Annotated in this window: 16 protein-coding genes; 8 read left to right on the forward strand and 8 right to left on the reverse strand. The window is 72.0% G+C overall.

What is annotated here, in order from left to right; all coding sequences use genetic code 11:
• The 4 genes from ACYVMZ_RS04440 to ACYVMZ_RS04455 all read right to left on the reverse strand — a co-directional run bounded on the left by ACYVMZ_RS04440 (window position 1) and on the right by ACYVMZ_RS04455 (window position 3,822).
• On the reverse strand, window positions 1-1,767 hold the full coding sequence (locus ACYVMZ_RS04440; protein ID WP_461075591.1) for a TIGR03767 family metallophosphoesterase: 1,767 nt from the start codon (window positions 1,765-1,767) through the stop codon (window positions 1-3).
• A 253-nt stretch (window positions 1,768-2,020) separates the two neighbouring features.
• Window positions 2,021-2,464, reverse strand: a complete 444-nt coding sequence (locus ACYVMZ_RS04445) for an NUDIX hydrolase (protein WP_461075593.1) — start codon at window positions 2,462-2,464, stop codon at window positions 2,021-2,023.
• 27 nt (window positions 2,465-2,491) lie between these two features.
• Window positions 2,492-3,376 (reverse strand): pyridoxamine 5'-phosphate oxidase family protein, encoded by an 885-nt coding sequence (locus ACYVMZ_RS04450; protein ID WP_461075595.1) that lies wholly within the window; start codon window positions 3,374-3,376, stop codon window positions 2,492-2,494.
• A gap of 2 nt (window positions 3,377-3,378) precedes the next feature.
• A complete protein-coding gene (locus ACYVMZ_RS04455; protein WP_461075597.1) occupies window positions 3,379-3,822 on the reverse strand; it encodes a VOC family protein in 444 nt (147 codons plus the stop codon).
• A 116-nt stretch (window positions 3,823-3,938) separates the two neighbouring features.
• On the opposite strand from ACYVMZ_RS04455, the gene ACYVMZ_RS04460 reads away from it, so the two are divergent.
• The 5 genes from ACYVMZ_RS04460 to ACYVMZ_RS04480 all read left to right on the forward strand — a co-directional run bounded on the left by ACYVMZ_RS04460 (window position 3,939) and on the right by ACYVMZ_RS04480 (window position 10,232).
• Window positions 3,939-4,481: a CGNR zinc finger domain-containing protein gene (locus tag ACYVMZ_RS04460; RefSeq protein WP_461075599.1), complete on the forward strand. Its 543-nt coding sequence runs from the start codon at window positions 3,939-3,941 to the stop codon at window positions 4,479-4,481.
• Between the two features lie 237 nt (window positions 4,482-4,718).
• Window positions 4,719-8,033 (forward strand): S8 family serine peptidase, encoded by a 3,315-nt coding sequence (locus tag ACYVMZ_RS04465; RefSeq protein ID WP_461075601.1) that lies wholly within the window; start codon window positions 4,719-4,721, stop codon window positions 8,031-8,033.
• A 370-nt stretch (window positions 8,034-8,403) separates the two neighbouring features.
• Window positions 8,404-9,384: a LuxR C-terminal-related transcriptional regulator gene (locus tag ACYVMZ_RS04470; RefSeq protein ID WP_461075603.1), complete on the forward strand. Its 981-nt coding sequence runs from the start codon at window positions 8,404-8,406 to the stop codon at window positions 9,382-9,384.
• 124 nt (window positions 9,385-9,508) lie between these two features.
• The gene (locus tag ACYVMZ_RS04475) at window positions 9,509-9,868 is read left to right on the forward strand and encodes a hypothetical protein (RefSeq protein ID WP_461075605.1); all 360 of its coding nucleotides are present in this window, start codon (window positions 9,509-9,511) and stop codon (window positions 9,866-9,868) included.
• A gap of 115 nt (window positions 9,869-9,983) precedes the next feature.
• Window positions 9,984-10,232, forward strand: a complete 249-nt coding sequence (locus tag ACYVMZ_RS04480) for a hypothetical protein (RefSeq protein ID WP_461075607.1) — start codon at window positions 9,984-9,986, stop codon at window positions 10,230-10,232.
• Between the two features lie 149 nt (window positions 10,233-10,381).
• On the opposite strand, the gene ACYVMZ_RS04485 is transcribed toward ACYVMZ_RS04480, so the two are convergent.
• Complete coding sequence (locus tag ACYVMZ_RS04485) at window positions 10,382-11,611, reverse strand: hypothetical protein (protein WP_461075609.1); 1,230 nt, start codon at window positions 11,609-11,611, stop codon at window positions 10,382-10,384.
• A 1-nt stretch (window position 11,612) separates the two neighbouring features.
• The gene (locus ACYVMZ_RS04490; RefSeq protein ID WP_461076341.1) at window positions 11,613-12,152 is read right to left on the reverse strand and encodes a sigma-70 family RNA polymerase sigma factor; all 540 of its coding nucleotides are present in this window, start codon (window positions 12,150-12,152) and stop codon (window positions 11,613-11,615) included.
• A 335-nt stretch (window positions 12,153-12,487) separates the two neighbouring features.
• Here ACYVMZ_RS04490 and ACYVMZ_RS04495 point away from each other — a divergent pair, with 335 nt between their 5' ends.
• Complete coding sequence (locus ACYVMZ_RS04495) at window positions 12,488-13,504, forward strand: aspartate-semialdehyde dehydrogenase (protein ID WP_461075611.1); 1,017 nt, start codon at window positions 12,488-12,490, stop codon at window positions 13,502-13,504.
• Here ACYVMZ_RS04495 and ACYVMZ_RS04500 read toward each other — a convergent pair.
• The gene (locus ACYVMZ_RS04500; protein ID WP_461075613.1) at window positions 13,501-13,977 is read right to left on the reverse strand and encodes a DUF1203 domain-containing protein; all 477 of its coding nucleotides are present in this window, start codon (window positions 13,975-13,977) and stop codon (window positions 13,501-13,503) included. The two genes, ACYVMZ_RS04495 and ACYVMZ_RS04500, sit on opposite strands and share 4 nt — an antisense overlap.
• A gap of 201 nt (window positions 13,978-14,178) precedes the next feature.
• Here ACYVMZ_RS04500 and pepN point away from each other — a divergent pair, with 201 nt between their 5' ends.
• A complete protein-coding gene (gene pepN, locus ACYVMZ_RS04505; RefSeq protein WP_461075615.1) occupies window positions 14,179-16,773 on the forward strand; it encodes an aminopeptidase N in 2,595 nt (864 codons plus the stop codon).
• A gap of 135 nt (window positions 16,774-16,908) precedes the next feature.
• Here the strand turns inward: pepN and ACYVMZ_RS04510 are convergent, their stop codons facing one another.
• Window positions 16,909-17,880: an EamA family transporter gene (locus tag ACYVMZ_RS04510; RefSeq protein ID WP_461075617.1), complete on the reverse strand. Its 972-nt coding sequence runs from the start codon at window positions 17,878-17,880 to the stop codon at window positions 16,909-16,911.
• Between the two features lie 105 nt (window positions 17,881-17,985).
• On the opposite strand from ACYVMZ_RS04510, the gene ACYVMZ_RS04515 reads away from it, so the two are divergent.
• Entirely contained in the window at window positions 17,986-18,495 is a 510-nt protein-coding gene (locus ACYVMZ_RS04515) for a MarR family winged helix-turn-helix transcriptional regulator (RefSeq protein ID WP_461075619.1), read from the forward strand.
• Window positions 18,496-18,501 lie beyond the last annotated feature (6 nt).

An 18,501-nucleotide genomic window follows, 5' to 3' on the forward strand; every position in this document is an offset into this window, starting at 1 on the left:
TCAGCCCTTCTTCAGCACCAGCTCCGTGTTGCGGTCCTCCGGGTCGCCGGCCAGGTCCTGGCGGGCTCCGGGGGCGTTGAGGGACAGCTCGCGGTAGAGGGCCGCGAGGCCGGTCTGGGAGAGGTCGGTGAAGTCCGTGCGGTGCGGGGCCGAGGACTCGACGAGGGTGGTGAAGAGCGACAGCGTGCCGTCCTTGTTGTCGGCCAGCTCGATGACGCGGGCGAGCTGAGGGTAGTCGACGTGGGAGGCGGTGGAGATCTCCCAGAAGGAGCGGCCGCCGGACCCGGCGTGCGGGGTGATGACGTTGCGGTGGATGTGGCCGTTGATCCAGGCCAGCACGTTGCGGTTCCGGCCGAGCAGGTTGAGGACCTCCTGGCCGTTGTGGCGGCGCTCGCCCGGGCGGGCCGGGTCCGGCCGGGTGTTCCGCATCGTCTTGCTGGTGTGGTGGCTGAAGACGATGGCGTAGGAGTCCTTGTTCTGCCGCAGCGTCCGCTCCAGCCACTTCAGCTGGGCCGTGCCGATGGAGCCCTCGTAGTGGCCGCCCGGGTCGGTGGTGTCGAGGCTGATGCCGATGACGTCGTCGGCGATGCGGAAGGCGTAGTACTGGGTACCCGCGTCGAGGTTGGCACTGGAGTAGCCGTGGCCGACCGGGCCGAGGCCCCGGTGGGCCGGGTCCAGGTGGGCCTTGAGGTAGTCGGCGGGGGTGAAGGGGGCGCGCTGCTCGTCGGGCGTGACCGAGCGCATGGCGCGGGCGTGGGCCTTGAGGAAGCCGGCGTACTGGACGCCCCTGGGGTCCTTGGCGTTCTTGATGGCGTCCTGGAGCTTCTTCGCCTCGGCCGCGGGCAGGCTCATCAGCTTCTTCCCGCCGATGGCGAGTTCGGTGAGGTAGGAGTCGCCGTGCGAGGCGTAGCAGCCGAGCGGCATGGAGTCGTGGTTGCCGACGGTCGAGTACCAGGGCAGGTTGAGGCCGGGGCTGCGCACCTCGCGGATGGCCGCCTTCAGGAAGCCGTCCAGGTGCGGGAAGCCGAGCTGCTTGTCGGCGTCGCGCACGGCCGCGTCGGGCTGCCAGTACAGCTTCAGGCCGCTGTTCTGGACGCCCTCGTACTGGCGGGGGTCCCCGGTGTTGGGGGTGATCCGGCCGCCGCTCATGACCGTCAGGAACCACTCCAGCTCGGACTTGGCGTTGTTGTCCGTGTTGTCGCCGGTGGTCATGGCGAAGTGCAGCGGGGCACCGGTGACGGGGGCGCCCCGCAGCGCGTTGATCCGCTCCACGAGCGCGATCGCGCCCTGCACGGTCAGCGCCTCGTGCGGCCGCCAGGCGCGCACGTCGGTCGAGCGCAGGTACTCCAGGCGCAGCGGGTGCTGGGCGTCGATGAGGTGCAGGTCGGTGAGCTGTACGAACGCGGCGAGCGCGGTACGGCGGCCGGCGCGGCCGGACTTGGGCGCGGCCAGCTCGCCGCGCACCACCCGCTTCCAGCCGGGGCCGGCGCCGAGGCGGCGGTAGCCGGAGCTGCCGCGCGCGGCGGCGACGGAGGCGAGGGTGGTGCCCCTGGTGTACGGGGCGAGCGGCGCGGCCGGTGCCTGCCGCGAGGAGGCGAGCACGGACCCGTGCACCTCGGAGGCGGCGGTGCCGGTGGCGGCCTGGCTGTCGCTGGGCCGCAGGACGTAGCCGACGCCCGCGGACAGGGCGACCGCTCCGGTGGCGGCGAGGACGGAACGACGGTGGATCCCCAGTGCGGAACCGGCGACTGAGCGTGTGCGCGACATGCGCTTCTCTCCCCGAGTGCGAACGCGTCGGCAGTGGTCGCGGGGCGTTCGACTCGCGAACATCCCGCTCGTACTGGATCGTTGGCACCGGGGATGACCTGCGCGTAAACGTGGCGGCAACGCGCAGCGCCGATCACCGTACGTGGATCTTGGACTACCCAGCGCGTCGACGGCCGCTCCCGGGACGGCCGGGAAGCGGTCACTCCGCGTTCATTTTCCCGGGTACAGGACCTGTTCCGGACGGCTTCCGGACCTACTCCTCGACGGCTGTCGGACGCCCGGCCGCGGGCCGTTCCCGCCACAGCCGCAGGGCGATGTCGACCAGCCGTACGCGGACCAGGCCGGGTACCGCGTCGAGGTCCTGCCAGGCGGCCAGGTCGGTGGAGCCCCCGACCTCGTTGCGGAGTTCGCCGCCGACGACCCGGCCCTCGTAGACGAGCCGGACGCCGTGATGGTCGACGGTACGCCGGGGGAAGCGGCCGGGGAACGTCCGGTGGGACGAGTCCACGCCGAGCAGCCCGGTGACCTCGATGCGGTACCCGGTCTCCTCCTCCACCTCCCGCCGCACGGTGTCGTAGGGATCCTCGCCGTGCTCCGTGCCGCCGCCCGGCAGCACCCACTCGGGGGTGCCGTCGGGCGCCGGTGACCGGGCCAGCAGGCTCTGTCCGTCCCGTACGCACACGGCGTAGGCCGCCACCCTCAACTTCCTCCGCACACCGGGACGTTAACCGGCCGGGTCCGGATTGGCAGGTGAGTATTCGGGCGCGGACCAGCGCAGCGGCACCGCGCCCGGCGTGTCGAGGACCTCCGTGACGGTGAAGCGGACCCGGCGCCCCCCGTCGGCGGCGAACCGTGTGCGCGCCTCGCCGGTGAGCTGGAGGGCCCTGCCCGTCGTCCAGTCTAGGAACAGCAGGCCCGCGCGGGGGTCCGCCGCCAGGTTGCCGAGGGTGAGGAACATGGCGTTGCCCGGGTAGTCGCGCCAGCTCAGCTCGCGGGGTGAGTCGACGCGTACGAAGCCGGGGTTGCCGCCGCGGTGGCTGGCGTCGGCGCCGCCGTCGCGCACGGTGGCGATGAAGAAGGTGTCGGCCGCCGCGACGAACCCGGCCTGCTCCGCGACCAGTTCCGTACCGCGCCGCGGCGGGCCGGGCGTCCGGTCGACGGTCTCGTACGACTGTCTCTTCTGCAGGTACTTGGGACAGTTGGAGAACACCTGGCCGGCCTCGACCGCGAAGCCCCGGGCCGTGGGCCGGAACCGGCCGTTGAGGCGCATGCGGCGGCGGGTGCGGGGGTCGAGAGCGATGGTGCCCACGGGGGTGCCCTCGGTGGTGAAGGCCGTGGCGAGCGGGTCGGCCGGCCGTACGCCGCCCGCCACTGACATCTGCCGGGGGCCGGTGGCCCGGACGAAGCCGGGCGTGCCGGTGAGCGGGGAGGCCCACACCCGGCCCGTCGCCGGGTCGGCGGCGCCGAGGACCAGCAGCGGCTGGAGCTCCAAGAAGGCCGCGGCCACCGGTTTGATGCCCTGGCCGATGGACCGGCCGACGTGGTCGGCGGCCGCGCGGACGCCGACCCGGTCCTGCACCGCCCGCGAGCCACTGTGGTACACGCTCATGTCTAGAAGAACCCGCAGGTCGGAGCCGACTCACTGGGCGCGGACGCGCCTTGTGCTCCGCTCGGCACCGAGATCTCCAGCCGTGTGCCGTCGGGGTCGTGGAAGAAGATGCCGCCGGAGGCCGCGCCCTCGTGGTGGGCGACCACACCGTCGTACGCGAAGTCGACGCCGTACGCGCGCAGGGCCGACTCGTACTCCCTGACCTGCTCGATCGAGTCGGCTTCGAGTGCGAGGTGGTGCAGCCCCGCACGGTCGGCGGCGTACGGCCGCTCCGCCTGCTGCCAGAGCGTGAGCACCAGGCGGCTGCCGTCGCCGAGGAACGCGTACCGCCTGCCCTCCTCCTTGCCCTCGCCGATCAGGGCGAAGCCGAGGACGTCCCGGTAGAAGGCGAGTGAGCGGTCGAGGTCGGTGACGTTGAGGCCGATGTGGCCGGTGCGCAAGGTCATTGAAGTTCCCTTTGATCTCAATTTGATCTAACCGTTGTCATGCACGTTAGCGGTTAGACGACCAGGCCGTCAACCGGTGACGTACTCTTTACTGGTTAGACCGGAAGGGAGCCCTCATGTCCGCCGCGCACGATCCGCGTCCGCTCACCGGCGAACCCCTCGCCCTCGACCTGCTCAACACGCGGTGGATGCAGGAGGGTGCCGTGCGGGATCTGCTCGCCGACACCGACGGGCTGGCGGTGTGGCTGGCCGCGAACGGGCTCGACGGCCGTTTCGCCGCCGACGCGACGACCCTGCGGCACACCCTTCAGGCGCGGGACGCCCTGCTGAAGGCCGTGGACGGGTCCCTGGAGGACGGCGCGGGGCCCGTCGACGCCGTCCTCGCGCACGGGCGGATCCGCGCCACGCTCACCGCCGAAGGGCCCGGCGAGCGGGCCGAGTTCGGGGACGACACCTGGGGACCCGCCTGGCTGGCCGCCCGCAACTACCTGGAGCTGCTGGCCACCGCGCCCGACCGGATCCGCGGCTGCGCCCACGAGGCGTGCATCCTGCACTTCTTCGACACCTCACGGAACGGCACCCGCCGCTGGTGCTCCATGGCGGCCTGCGGAAACCGCGCGAAGGCGTCCCGCCACTACGCACGGACCAAGGACGCCTGACGGGGGCTTCACCCCGGGTGTGGCGGTCATGGGCGACTTGTCGCCTTCGGGGCCCATCTCCCCAAAGGGGATAGCGGGTTTTCCCCATACATCCATTGCGATTGGGTCAACACTCCCCAAACAATCGCCCCTTGGGTAAAGCTGAGCGGTCGTCCGGGACCTCGTTCCGGACCGTCGCGGCCAGGACCGATCGGACCCGGTCGCTCACCGCTCGTTCCTTTACTCCAAGGGATGCCGATGACCCTCACCCCCCAGCGCGACCCGATACCGGGCACGAGACGCGTGGCGCGCATCGCCGTGGCCGCCGGTCTCGTCGCCGCGCTCTGCGCGGCCGGGCCGATACCCGTGGCCTTCGCCGCCGACGACCCGTCCGCCACCGCCCCGGCCGACCGGGACGTCAAGTCCGCGCACGACAAGCTCGGTTCCGACGACGCGGACCTGCTCGCCGAGGCCAAGGCCGACGGCGACAAGAACGTCACGATGATGATCGCCACCGCGCCCGGGAAGACCGAACAGGTCGCCGAGCAGTTGGACGCGGTCGACGGCGGCCTGGTCGGCAAGACCGTCGACAAGCTCGGCTACGTCCGGGCCACCGTCCCCACCGCGCGGGCGGACAAGGCCATCGCGGCGGCCCAGAAGCTCTCCTCCGTCCAGGGGATCGACCTCAAGCAGGAGATCAAACTGGACGACCCGACCCCGGACGCCACGGGAGCCAAGGGCACCCAGGACTCCTCGGCGGCCGGTGCGGGGTATGCGGCACCCGGGAAGACCACACCGGCCGCGAACCCGTACAACCCGTCCTTCGAGACCGGCGCCGTCTCCTTCGTGGCGGACCACCCCACGTACGACGGGCGTGGCGTGACCATCGGCATCCTGGACTCCGGCGTCGACATCGCGCACCCCGCCCTGCAGAAGACCACCACCGGCGAGCGCAAGATCACCGACTGGGTGACGGCCACCGACCCGGTGGCCGACCGGGACGGCACGTGGCTGCAGATGACCACCGCGGTGACCGGCCCGGTGTTCACCGCCGGGGGCAGGACGTGGCAGGCGCCCGAGGGCTCGTTCAAGTTCCGGACGTTCGCCGAGTCGGCGACCCGGGGCGGCGACATGGCCGGCGACCTGAACCGCGACGGCGACACCACCGACGTGTGGGGTGTGCTGTACGACCCGGCCACCGGCACGGCCCGCGTCGACCTCGACGCCGACGGCGACTTCACCGACAACGAGGCGATGAAGCCGTACAAGGACGGCTTCCAGATCGGCTACTTCGGCACGGACAACCCGGACACGCCGATCGCCGAGCGGATCCCCTTCGTCGTCGAGATCCGCAAGGACGTCCCCTACAACGCGGCCGGCGACAAGGCGGACTACGTCAGCATCGGCGTCATCACGGGCCGGCACGGCACCCACGTGGCCGGTATCGCCGCCGCCAACGGCCTGTTCGGCGGGAAGATGAACGGCGCCGCCCCCGGCGCCAAGCTCGTCTCGTCCCGCGCCTGCACGTGGAGCGGCGGCTGCACCAACATCGCGCTCACCGAGGGCATGATCGACCTCGTCACCAGGCGCGGCGTCGACATCGTCAACATGTCGATCGGCGGCCTGCCGCCGCTGAACGACGGCAACAACGCCCGCGCCCGCCTCTACACGCGGCTCATCGACGAGTACGGCGTCCAGCTGGTGATCTCCGCGGGCAACTCGGGCCCCGGCACGAACACCATCGGCGACCCCTCGCTCGCCGACAAGGTCATCTCCGTCGGCGCCTCCGTCTCCAGGGAGACCTGGGCCGCCAACTACGGCTCCGTCGTGGAGAAGAAGTACGCGATGATGCCGTTCTCCTCGCGCGGCCCCCGCGAGGACGGCGGCTTCGCCCCGACCCTCTCGGCCCCGGGCGCGGCCGTCAACACCATCCAGACCTGGGCGCCCGGCGCGCCGGTCGCCGAGGCGGGCTACACGCTGCCGCCCGGCTACGGCATGCTCCAGGGCACCTCGATGGCCTCCCCGCAGGCCGCCGGCGCGAGCGCGCTGCTGCTGTCGGCCGCCGAGCAGCGGAAGATCGACCTGTCCCCGCTGACCCTGCGCACCGCGCTGACTAGCACCGCCCGTCAGATCAAGGGCGTGCAGGCGCATGAGCAGGGCGCCGGCCTGATCCGGATCGTGCAGGCCTGGGACGCCATCAAGGACCGCGCCACCGCGCACGCCTACACGGTGAAGGCCCCGGTCGACACCGCGATGGAACAGCACCTGGCCACCCCGGGCTTCGGCACCGGCCTCTACGACCGCGAGGGCGGCCTGAAGGCCGGTCAGAAGAAGACGTACGAAGTGACTGTCACCCGTACCAGCGGACCCGACCGCCCGCTGCGGCACGAGCTGGACTGGAAGAACAACGACGGCACCTTCCGTCTCCTCGGCGACGACGAGGTCGTGCTGCCGCTGAACCAGCCGGTCACCGTCAAGGTCCAGGCCCGGGCGCGGACCGCGGGCGTGCACAGCGCCATCCTGGAGGCCGACGACGAGCGCACCGAGGGCGTCGACAAGCAGATCCTCACCACGGTCGTCGCCGCGCACGAGCTGGCGAAGCCGTCGTACTCCTTCTCCGCCTCCTCCTCGGTGCAGCGCAACAGCAGCACCTCGTACTTCGTCACGGTGCCCGAGGGCGCCAAGACCCTGGAGGTCGCCCTCGGCGGTCTGAAGGACCAGAGCCAGACGCGCTTCATCTCCCTGCACCCGTTCGGTGTCCCGGTCGAGGACAGCGCGACGATCTACTGCTACGCGAACTACTCCTCGCCGTCGAGCCCCAACACCTGCCGTCCCGACCTGCGGACCTACACCGATCCGCAGCCGGGCGTCTGGGAGATCGAGGTCGAGTCGCGGCGCACCTCGCCCCACCTCGACAACCCGTTCACGCTGGACGTGTCGGTGCTCGGCGCCGCCTTCGACCCGGCGGTGACCACCGTCCCCGAGGCGAAGACCGGCACCCCGGTCGCCGCCGACTGGACCGTGACCAACGGCTTCGCGGCCCTCGAGGGCAAGCTGGAGGGCGGCTCGCTGGGCTCGGCCGCGCTCGGCACGCCGACCATCGGCCACCAGGCCGTCCGCACCACGACGGTCGAGGTGCCCGCGGGCGCGGAGCGGCTGGACGTCTCCATCGGCAAGGTCTCCGACCAGGGCGCCGACCTCGACCTGACGGTCCTCAAGGACGGGGTGACGGTCGGCCAGTCCGCCGACGGCGACTCGGAGGAGTCGGTCAGCCTGACCAAGCCCGCCGCCGGCACCTACACGATCCGGGTCGACGGCTACGACGTGCCGTCCGGTTCGACGACGTACGCCTACAAGGACGTCTACTTCACCTCCGCCCTGGGCTCGGTGAACGTCGACTCCGGCGCCACGGTGTCGCTGGCGAGCGGTGCCTCCGCGAAGGTCTCCGCCGAGGTCCTGGTCAAGGCGGCCGGTCCGGCGGGCCGGCAGTTCTTCGGTGAGGTCCGGCTGGTCAACGCCCGCGGCAGCGCCGCCGGCCTGGGCACGGTCGTCATCGAGAAGGTCACCGGCTGACGGCCGGCCTCCGGCCGACGGCTGCCCTGCCGTGAACACGGAACGGGGCGGGTGCTCCCCTGTGACACCCGCCCCGTTCCCGTCCCCGCACCCCCGTGCGCGCGGGGACACCTCCCGGCGTACGTCGCTCACTGTCGGCCGGACAGCGCGCGACGCTCGAGCCCGGAGAAGAAGCGGAACATCCTGTTCGCCTCCCGGCGCCTTTGACACTAGGCCCGCCGGGCACGTCGGGGAGCCCCCGTCACCTGGCACACGGGGGCCATGGCCGGGGGCTGCCAGCGAAGCAATCCCTCCGGTTCCGTACGGAAGTTCGGGTACCGTCGGCCCACCTGACCCGACCAGTCGCCGACCTTGCCAGGGGGAACCGACCGTGCTGGAGACCATCGGCATCGACGGGCCGACCCACGACGTCTACCGGGCCCTGCTGCTGCACCCGTCCTGGACCTTGGAGGACATCGCCCGGGAGACCGGCCTCAGCTCCGCCGAGGTGCGCTCGGCACTCGACCGGCTCACCCAGCTGTCCCTGCTGCACGAGGCAGCCGACCACCAGTTCGTTCCCGTCAGCCCCGATGTCGTCCTCGCCCCGCTGCTGCTGCGCAAGGAGGCCGAACTCGACGAGCAGCGCGCCCGGCTGACCCAGGAACGGGCCGCGCTGGCCGCCCTCACCTCCGAGTACGCGACCCACGCCACGGGCCTCGGCGACAGCGGGGTGGAGCGGCTGGAAGGCGTCGACGCGGTGCGCGTGCGGCTGATGGAGCTGGCGCACCGCGCCGAAACCGAGGTGTGCACGTTCGTGCCCGGCGGGGCGCTCAGCGCCGCGGCGCTCGAGGCGGGCAGGCCGCTGGACGAACAGAACCTCGCGCGCGGGGTGCGGATGCGGACCGTCTACCTGGACAGCGTCCGCAACGACTCCGCGACCGTCGAGTACGCCACATGGCTCGCCTCCGTCGGCGGCGAGACGCGGACCGTGCCCACGCTGCCCATGCGGATGATCCTGTGCGACCACACGGCGGCCGTGATCCCCATCGACGCCGACGACAGCAGGAAGGGCGCCCTGCTGATCCGCTACCCCAGCATGGTGCGGGCGCTGGAGGAGCTCTTCGACCTGGTGTGGGAGAGCGCGCGACCGCTCGGCACGGCGCCGCGGGACGCCCCCGAGGACGCGCCGACCGACCGGGAGACGGCCCTGCTCAAGATGCTGGCGGCGGGTCTGACCGACGAGGGCATCGCCCGAAAGATGGGGGTCTCCCTGCGCACGGTCCGCCGCAACACGGCGGATCTGCAACGGCGCCTCGGGGTGCAGAGCCGGTTCCAGGCGGGCGCGGAGGCCGTACGGCGCGGCTGGCTGTGACCCCGGGCACGCACCGGCCGACTCCTGCGCCGGGCCGGGTGCGCTGGCCGCTCCTTGCCATGACCGGGGGCTGACAGGCGTCAGGCGTCGGCGCGGGGCTCGTCGCGTGCCTAGGGTCGGGCGGGTGTACGCAGTCAAGGTCGTTCTCCTGCCCTCACCCGAACCCGCCGTCCCCGACGGCCCCGGCCCGCCGGCCGGCATGCCCGGTGACCGGCAGCTCGACGCGATCGCCCACTGCACCCGGACCGCACCGCAGCCGGGCATCGCCCACGTGTCGATGGCCCGGTGGGGTTCGCGTCTGGTGGGTATGACCTTCGTCGAGGCCGCGACCCTGGACGACGCCCTGACCCGGGCCCGGGGCGGCTGGAACCGGTGGCTGAGCCTGCCGGGCCTGCTGCCCGGCTGGGTGCTCGGAGAGTGCGAGCCCGACCGGTATCTGAGCGGCCGCCGGCCCGTGCGGCCCCCCGACGCGTGGCTGGCATGACGGTGCCATGTCCCCCTGAGGCCACCGGGAACTGCTGACACCGGCAGGCGCAGTCCGCATGATCGTGCTCGGCGCACGCTTGCCGACCAGCGACGAAGGAAGACAGAGGCGCAGGATGACACACATCACGGGGCGAGCCCTCCGGACGGCCATCGGCACCGCGGCAGCCATCGCCGCGCTGGCACTGCCCCTGGTACTCGGGACCACCCATGCCCCGGACCCGGACGGCGCTCCCGTCGTACGGGCCGCGCAGGCGGCGGCCACCGGCACCGAACCGGACGAACCCGGCGAGCCCGGGCTTCCCAAGCCGACGCAGCCCGGCGACGACAAGGGCAGCTGGGTGTGGGACAAGGAGAAGCCGTAGGGGCAATTGCGGCTTAGGGACCGCAGAGGCTGTAGAAGCTTTGGAGGCAGCGGAGGCTGTGGAGGCTTTACGGCCGGGCTGAGAACGAGGGGCGGGGTGCCTGGGGGACACCCCGCCCCTTTCGCTCACTCAGCCGGGCGTGGCCACCCCTACTCGCAGCTCAGCTCCCTCGCCTTCGGCAGTTCCCGCAGGATCCACGCCCGTTCGCGGGCGATGTCCTTCTGCGTGACGAACAGGGCGTCGGGCAGGGCTCCGCCCCGGGGCAGGCCGACGAGGGCCTTGTCCCCCTCATGGAGCCGGGGATGGACGCCCTCCTCCCGCACGAAGGTGACCTCGTCCGTGCCCTTCACCGGCTTCTCCGGCTGGTAGGAACGGCTCACCTCGAGGGTGACCCGGTCCTGGACGCCCCCCGGCAGCGGCTCCACCGCGACGACGGTGCCCTCGGCGACGACCCGGGCACAGACGAGGTAGCGAGCACTGCCGAAGCCGCCGCCGTAAGCCTCCTCGGCACTCGTGTCCGCACTGCTGCCACTCGCCGTGTCGTGGGTCCCGCTCCCCGCCTGAACGACGAGCCACCCCAACCCGACGACCATGCCGGCGGCCGCAGCCGCGGCGAGAGCACCGACGACGACGGCCAACGGCCGACGGGACCGCCGGGGCGCCCGCGCGGGCACAGACCTCACCGGCGAGCGGGGACCCGTGTCGTCCTCGGCACCGGGCTCGGCCATGGGCGTGACGGGTGCAGCGGAGGCCGTCCGGGGCTCGGCGTCGGCCGTAGGAGAGAACGTCATCGACGAAGCAGCGGCCGCCGCCCCGAGCTCTACCTCGGAACCGGACCCATCCCCCGGCGCCGAAGCAGAGGCCGCCCGCACCACGGCCTCAGACGGGGATACCGGCCGCACCGGCGAAACAGGGCCCACCCCAGCCTCAGCCTCGGACCCGAGCCCAGACACCTCCGGCGCGGCAGAGCCCGCCCCCAGCTCAGCCTCGGACGCGGACACCGGCCTCACCGGCGAAGCGGAGGCCGTCCCGGGCCCCGCCTCGGGCCTGGGGCGCGTCGCGGCCTCCGGCTGCGTGGCCGTGCCTCGTCCCGCACAGGCCGCGTCCCCCGCCTCGGCCCCGGCGTCCGCCGCCGCCTCGCCGCCGCGCGCCAGTGTCTCCCCGATCAGCGTCAGCTGTTCCCTCAGCACGGCGACGTCGGCGGCTGCCGCCCGGTGTGCGGTCACGAAGTCCGGGTCCCGCAGGGCCTCCTCCGGCACCGGATCGTCGGTGAGCGCCGCCATCAGCGCGTCCATGCCGTCGTACACGGCTCCGTCGTACGTGACGCCGTCGTGCCCGGCATCGCGCCGGTCGTCCCTGTCGTCCTTGCGGGCGGTCACGTCACACCACCTCGTCCTCGTGCAGGCGGGCGCGCAGGGCCCGTACCGCCGTGTGCAGCCAGCTCTTGACCGTGCCCTCCGGGACGCCGAGCTGCTCGGCGATCGAGCGCACCGGCAGGTCCGCGAAGAAGCGCAGGACGAGCACCTGACGCTGGGCGTCGGGCAGCTCGTCCAGGCCCTGGGCGACGGCGAGGGAGAGCAGGCGGGTGTCCTCTCCGGAGGAGGCGTGCTCCGGCTGCCGCAGGGACGCCAGCCGCTCCCCGAGCCGCTCCTGGCGGCGCTTGGCCCGGTGCCAGTCCATGGCGAGGTTGGAGGCGACGACCGCCGCCCACGCCGAGACGTCCCGCGGCGCCTCCTGCCCGCGCGCGGCACGCTCCAGCAGCCGCAGGCGGACCTGCTGCACCCCGTCCAGCAGGTCCGCCTGCGGTACCCCGCCCAGTGCGAGCACCGCCCGCACCCGGCGTTCCTGGGCCGCGTCCAGCGGATCGTCGCCCGTACCGGCGTACCCCCCGCGGCCGCGCCGGGTCCTTCCCCGCAGCACAAGCCACCCCCTCACCGTGTTTCTCCTACGACGCCGCGACGGGGCGATACGTTCGGAGCGTTCGGACGGATTTCCGGCGGACACGGAGGCGTACGTCACACCCTCGTATGCCAGGGACGGCACCGGGCAGGCGAGCTTGCGGTGCGGGGCGCCCGGCGGATGAATTTCTCCAGCTCAGCGGGGTGGACGCCGGATGTCCGCAACCGCCGGCCGAGCCGGGCCGTCCCATTCCCCGGGCACCCCGCCCAAAAAAGTGGACAGGCGGGCCGTGGTCGGCCGCATCATGGAAAAGCCTCGGTCAAGCCATACAGACACAAACGAGACAGGGAGTCGCTGTGAGGGTCGGAATCGTCGGAGCCACCGGACAGGTCGGCACGGTCATGCGCAGGATCCTCACGGAGCGGAACTTCCCGGTCGACGAGCTGCGCCTGTTCGCCTCGGCCCGCTCCGCGGGGACGGTGCTGGACGGCGTGACCGTGGAGGACGCGTCCACCGCCGACTACACCGGCCTGGACATCGTGCTGTTCTCCGCGGGCGGCGCCACCTCCAAGGCGCTGGCCGAGAAGGTCGCCTCCCAGGGCGCGGTCGTGATCGACAACTCCTCCGCCTGGCGCAGGCACCCGGAGGTCCCCCTCGTCGTCTCCGAGGTGAACCCGCACGCGATCGCGAACCGCCCCAAGGGCATCATCGCCAACCCGAACTGCACGACGATGGCCGCGATGCCGGTCCTGAAGCCGCTGCACGCGGAGGCGGGCCTGGAGGCCCTGGTCGTCGCCACCTACCAGGCGGTGTCCGGCTCCGGCCTCGCGGGCGTCGCCGAGCTGCACGGCCAGGTGCAGAAGGTGGTCGCCGACGCCGACAAGCTCACCCACGACGGAGATGCGGTCGACTTCCCCGAGCCCGGTGTCTACAAGCGCCCCATCGCCTTCAACGTGCTGCCCTTCGCGGGCAACCTCGTCGACGACGGCCTGAACGAGACCGACGAGGAGCAGAAGCTCCGCAACGAGTCCCGCAAGATCCTGGAGATCCCCGAGCTGAAGGTCTCCGGCACCTGCGTGCGCGTCCCGGTCTTCTCCGGCCACTCCCTCCAGGTCAACGCCCGCTTCGCCCGCCCGATCACCCCCGAGCGCGCGACGGAGCTGCTGAAGGACGCCCCGGGCGTGGAGCTGTCCGACATCCCCACCCCGCTCCAGGCGGCCGGCAAGGACCCGTCGTACGTCGGCCGCATCCGCCGCGACGAGACGGTGGACAACGGCCTGGCGCTGTTCGTCTCCAACGACAACCTCCGCAAGGGCGCCGCGCTGAACGCGGTGCAGATCGCGGAACTGGTGGCGGCGGAGCTGCGCGGCTAGGACCTGCGCACCTCGTAGAGGAAACACCCGTACTCGACGGCCCGGACGTGGACGAGCGCCACGGCCGGGTCGTCGAACGCGTTCAGGAGACCTGTCTCGAACGCTTCGGGTCCCTCCACCAGCTCCCCGCCCAGGATGTGCCCCTCGGCCGAGTAACGGCGCAGGACGCGGTGGCTGTTGGTGAAGGGGAGGGTCCTGCCCTGCGGCCCCGCGCACTCCTCGGCATGGATGAAGACGGGGCCCAGTTCGTCGTAGGGGCCCGGGTCGGCGCCCGTCTCGGCAGCCCAGCGGCGCAGGGCGGCGTAGGAGACGAGCGCGATGCGCTCACCCGGCGCGCTGTGACGCAGGCAGCAGCGCAGCGGGGTGCCGCCCTCCTCGCCGGTGACGGGGTCCATGGGGCGGCCGGCGTCGTCGGCGGTGCGCAGTTCCTTGAGGACCGGTGCCGGGATGGGGCGTGCGACGTACGTCGTCATGCACCTCAGGCTCGCGCCGGCCGGCCCGGGGCACCGGCGGAATCCGGACGTCGAGTTCCGCAGGGGTCGCTGTGACGGTCCCCCGGTAGAGGGTTTCCCCTCCCGTTCCCCACGGTCGGGCCCGGGCCACCCCAGATCGCCCCATGCGCATGGAAGGATGACCAGACCGACACATACGAGGTGTACCGAGGAGATGACCGCGTGCCTGGCACAAACCTGACTCGCGAAGAGGCGCAGCAGCGGGCGAAGCTGCTCACCGTTGACTCGTACGAGATCGATCTCGACCTCTCCGGCGCGCAAGAGGGCGGCACCTACCGGTCCGTGACCACGGTGCGCTTCGACGTCGCCGCCGAGAACGGTGCCGAGTCCTTCATCGACCTGGTGGCCCCGACCGTGCACGAGGTGACCCTCAACGGGGACTCCCTCGACCCCGCCGAGGTCTTCGAGGACTCCCGCATCGCCCTGCCCGGCCTGCTCAAGGGCCGCAACATCCTGCGGGTGGTCGCCGACTGCGCGTACACCAACACCGGCGAGGGCCTGCACCGGTTCGTCGACCCGGTCGACAACCAGGCCTACCTCTACACCCAGTTCGAGGTGCCGGACGCGCGCCGCGTGTTCGCGTCGTTCGAGCAGCCGGACCTGAAGGCCACCTTCCAGTTCACCGTGAGGGCGCCCGAGGGCTGGACGGTCATCTCCAACTCTCCGACGCCCGAACCGAAGGGAAACGTCTGGGAGTTCGAGCCGACGCCGCGCATCTCGACGTACATCACGGCCCTGATCGTCGGCCCGTACCACTCGGTGCACAGCGTGTACGAGAAGGACGGCCAGTCCGTCCCGCTCGGCATCTACTGCCGTCCCTCGCTCGCCGAGTACCTCGACTCGGACGCGATCTTCGAGGTGACCCGGCAGGGCTTCGAGTGGTTCCAGGAGAAGTTCGACTACGCGTACCCGTTCAAGAAGTACGACCAGCTGTTCGTACCGGAGTTCAACGCGGGCGCGATGGAGAACGCCGGTGCCGTGACCATCCGGGACCAGTACGTGTTCCGGTCGAAGGTGACCGACGCGGCGTACGAGGTGCGCGCGGAGACCATCCTGCACGAGCTGGCCCACATGTGGTTCGGCGACCTGGTCACCATGGAGTGGTGGAACGACCTGTGGCTGAACGAGTCGTTCGCCACCTACACCTCCATCGCCTGCCAGGCGGCGGCCCCCGGCTCGCGCTGGCCGCACTCGTGGACCACGTTCGCCAACTCGATGAAGACCTGGGCGTACCGGCAGGACCAGCTGCCCTCCACGCACCCGATCATGGCGGACATCCGCGACCTGGACGACGTGCTCGTCAACTTCGACGGCATCACGTACGCCAAGGGCGCCTCGGTGCTCAAGCAGCTCGTCGCCTACGTCGGCGAGGACGAGTTCTTCCGGGGCGTGCAGGCGTACTTCAAGCGCCACGCGTACGGCAACACGCGCCTGTCCGACCTGCTGGGCGCGCTGGAGGAGACTTCCGGGCGCGACCTGAAGACCTGGTCGAAGAAGTGGCTGGAGACGGCGGGGATCAACATCCTCCGCCCCGAGATCGAGACGGACGCCGACGGTGTCATCACGTCCTTCGCGATCCGGCAGGAGGCCCCGGCGCTCCCGGCCGGTGCGAAGGGCGAGCCGATCCTGCGCCCGCACCGGATCGCGGTGGGCCTCTACGAGCTGTCCGCTCCGGACACGGACACCGCCGGCGGCAAGCTGGTCCGCGACGAGCGCGTCGAGCTGGACGTCGACGGCGAACTGACCGCCGTACCGCAACTGGTCGGCAGGCGCCGCCCGGCCGTCGTCCTGCTCAACGACGACGACCTGTCGTACGCGAAGGTCCGCCTGGACGAGAAGTCGCTGGCCGTCGTCACGGAGCACCTGGGCGACTTCGAGGCCTCGCTGCCGCGCGCCCTGTGCTGGGCGTCGGCCTGGGACATGACCCGCGACGCCGAGCTCCCGGCCCGCGACTACCTCTCCCTGGTCCTGTCCGGCATCGCCAAGGAGTCCGACATCGGTGTCGTGCAGTCGCTGCACCGCCAGGTGAAGCTGGCGATCGACCTGTACGCCGACCCGGCCGCCCGCGGGGCGCTGCTGACCCGCTGGACGGACGCCACCCTGGCCCACCTGCGGGCCGCCGCACCGGGCAGCGACCACCAGCTGGCCTGGGCGCGGGCGTTCGCGGCGACGGCCCGCACGCCGGAGCAGCTGGACCTGCTGGAGGGCCTGCTGGACGGCTTGCAGACCATCGAGGGCCTGGTCGTCGACACGGAGCTGCGCTGGGCGTTCGTCCAGCGGCTCGCGGCGGTGGGCCGCTTCGACGAGACGGAGATCGCGGGCGAGTACGAGCGCGACAAGACGGCGGCGGGCGAACGCCACGCCGCCACGGCCCGCGCGGCCCGCCCCACCCCGGAGGCCAAGGCGGAGGCGTGGGCGTCGGTCATCGACTCCGACAAGCTCCCCAACGCCGTCCAGGAGGCGGTCATCTCCGGCTTCGTCCAGACCGACCAGCGCGAGCTGCTGGCGCCGTACGCGGACAAGTTCTTCGAAGTGGTCAAGGACATCTGGGAGTCCCGCTCCCACGAGATGGCCCAGCAGATCGCGGTCGGCCTGTACCCGTCGATCCAGGTCTCCCAGGAGACCCTGGACAAGACGGACGCCTGGCTGTCCTCCGCCGAGCCGAACGCGGCCCTGCGCCGGCTCGTCTCGGAGTCCCGGGCGGGCGTGGAGCGGGCACTGCGGGCGCAGCGGGCGGACGCGGCGGCTGGGGAGTAGCGCCGGTACGTCTGTCCGTACACGTCTGTCCGTACACGTCTGTCCGTGCGTCGACGGGGGCGCCCGGTGCTGTGTGCCGGGCGCCCCTTGGGCGTGTCCGGACGGGCTTCGCTGATCGGGTGACGGCTGGCGCCCTCACCGTCGCAGCGCCGGGCCTGTCAGGTCCATCGAATCCTTCCGCGGATTCCTTTCAGCGATGGTGAACGATTCCGGCTCCCGTCCGGCCCGGGATTCCCGTCCGGCCCGAGGCCCGATCTGGCCCGCCACCGTCGCCCCGAACGCCACCACCATGCCCGCCACCTGCACCGGCGTCAGCGCCTGCCCGAGTGCCGCCCAGCCGACCACGGCCGCGGTCAGCGGGGACAGCGGGCCGAGGAAGGTGACCTGCGTGGCGGTGAGCCGGCCGATACCGCGGAACCAGAGCCAGTACGCGACCGCCGTGCTGGCCAGGGCGAGGTACAGGTAGCCGCCGAGCGCCCGGCCGTCCAGCGCGGGCGGCGCGCCCTCGACGAGGAAGGCCAGCGGGGCGATGAGCAGTCCGCCGGCGGTCAGCTGCCAGCCGGTGAGCGCCAGCGGGCCGACCCCGTCGGGGCGCCCCCATCGCTTGGTGAGCACGGTGCCAGTGGACATGGACGCCGTGGAGGCGAGGGCCGCGAGCAGGCCGAGCGCGTCCAGCGCCCCCGCCGCCCTCAGGACGACGAGGCTCACGCCGAACGCGGCCACGACCCCGGTGAGCAGCGTGCGCGCCGTCGGCCGCTGCCCCAGCAGCAGCGCCGAGAGGCCGACCACGAACAGCGGCCCCACCGAGCCGACGACCGCCGCCAGGCCACCGGGCAGCCGGTACGCGGACAGGAACAGCAGCGGGAAGAAGGCGCCGATGTTCAGCGCGCCGAGTACGGCCGCCTTCCACCACCAGGCGCCACGCGGCAGCACCCGGGCGAGGGCCAGCAGGAGCAGCCCGGCGGGCAGGGCGCGCATGAGGCCGGTGAACAGGGGGCGGTCGGGCGGGAGGAACTCGGTGGTGACGGCGTACGTGGTGCCCCAGGAGATCGGGGCGAGGGCGGTGAGGACGGTGAGCGTGGCGCGGTTCGAGGTGGGGGGACGCATGGGCGCACCCTTCGAGTAGGTGAGTAGCAAGTAGCTTAACGCTAAGCAACTTTCCGTCAAGCAACTTTCTTGCGGGTGACCCGAAGGCGCCCGATACTCGGGCCCATGAGCGAACGCCCCGAGCAGCGCAAGGACCCCGTCGACGCGATCATCGACCAGTGGGCAGCGGTCCGGCCCGATCTCGACACCGCCGCCATGGAGATCTTCGGCCGCATCTACCGGATCTCACGCGCGATGGGCGACCGGATGGAGAAGGCGTACGCGAAGTACGGGATCTCCCGCGGCGAGTTCGACGTCCTGGCGACCCTGCGCCGCGCGGGCGAGCCCTACACGCTCTCCCCGCGCCAGCTCTCGGCCACCCTGATGCTCACCACCGGCGGCATGACCGGCCGCCTCGACAAACTCGAACGCGCCGGCCTGCTGCGCCGCTCCCCCGACCCACACGACCGCCGGGGGCTCCAGGTCACGCTCACGGAGCAGGGGCTGGACCTGATCGACGAGGCGGTCGGCGCGGGGCTGGCCGTACAGACCGAGGCGCTGTCCGCCCTCGGCGCCGAACAGGCCGGCCAACTGGCCGACCTGCTGCGGGAGTTGCTGTTCGCCACCGAGAGGTGAGTCAGG

This window comes from Streptomyces deserti (genome assembly GCF_054782695.1).

Coding starts and splice junctions, on each gene's coding strand:
- ACYVMZ_RS04460 (WP_461075599.1), top strand. CDS start 3,939: ATGTCCGCCGCGCACGATCCGCGTCCGCTCACCGGCGAACCCCTCGCC.
- ACYVMZ_RS04515 (WP_461075619.1), top strand. CDS start 17,986: ATGAGCGAACGCCCCGAGCAGCGCAAGGACCCCGTCGACGCGATCATC.
- ACYVMZ_RS04440 (WP_461075591.1), bottom strand. CDS start 1,767: ATGTCGCGCACACGCTCAGTCGCCGGTTCCGCACTGGGGATCCACCGT.
- ACYVMZ_RS04510 (WP_461075617.1), bottom strand. CDS start 17,880: ATGCGTCCCCCCACCTCGAACCGCGCCACGCTCACCGTCCTCACCGCC.
- ACYVMZ_RS04465 (WP_461075601.1), top strand. CDS start 4,719: ATGACCCTCACCCCCCAGCGCGACCCGATACCGGGCACGAGACGCGTG.
- ACYVMZ_RS04480 (WP_461075607.1), top strand. CDS start 9,984: ATGACACACATCACGGGGCGAGCCCTCCGGACGGCCATCGGCACCGCG.
- ACYVMZ_RS04500 (WP_461075613.1), bottom strand. CDS start 13,977: ATGACGACGTACGTCGCACGCCCCATCCCGGCACCGGTCCTCAAGGAA.
- ACYVMZ_RS04455 (WP_461075597.1), bottom strand. CDS start 3,822: ATGACCTTGCGCACCGGCCACATCGGCCTCAACGTCACCGACCTCGAC.
- ACYVMZ_RS04450 (WP_461075595.1), bottom strand. CDS start 3,376: ATGAGCGTGTACCACAGTGGCTCGCGGGCGGTGCAGGACCGGGTCGGC.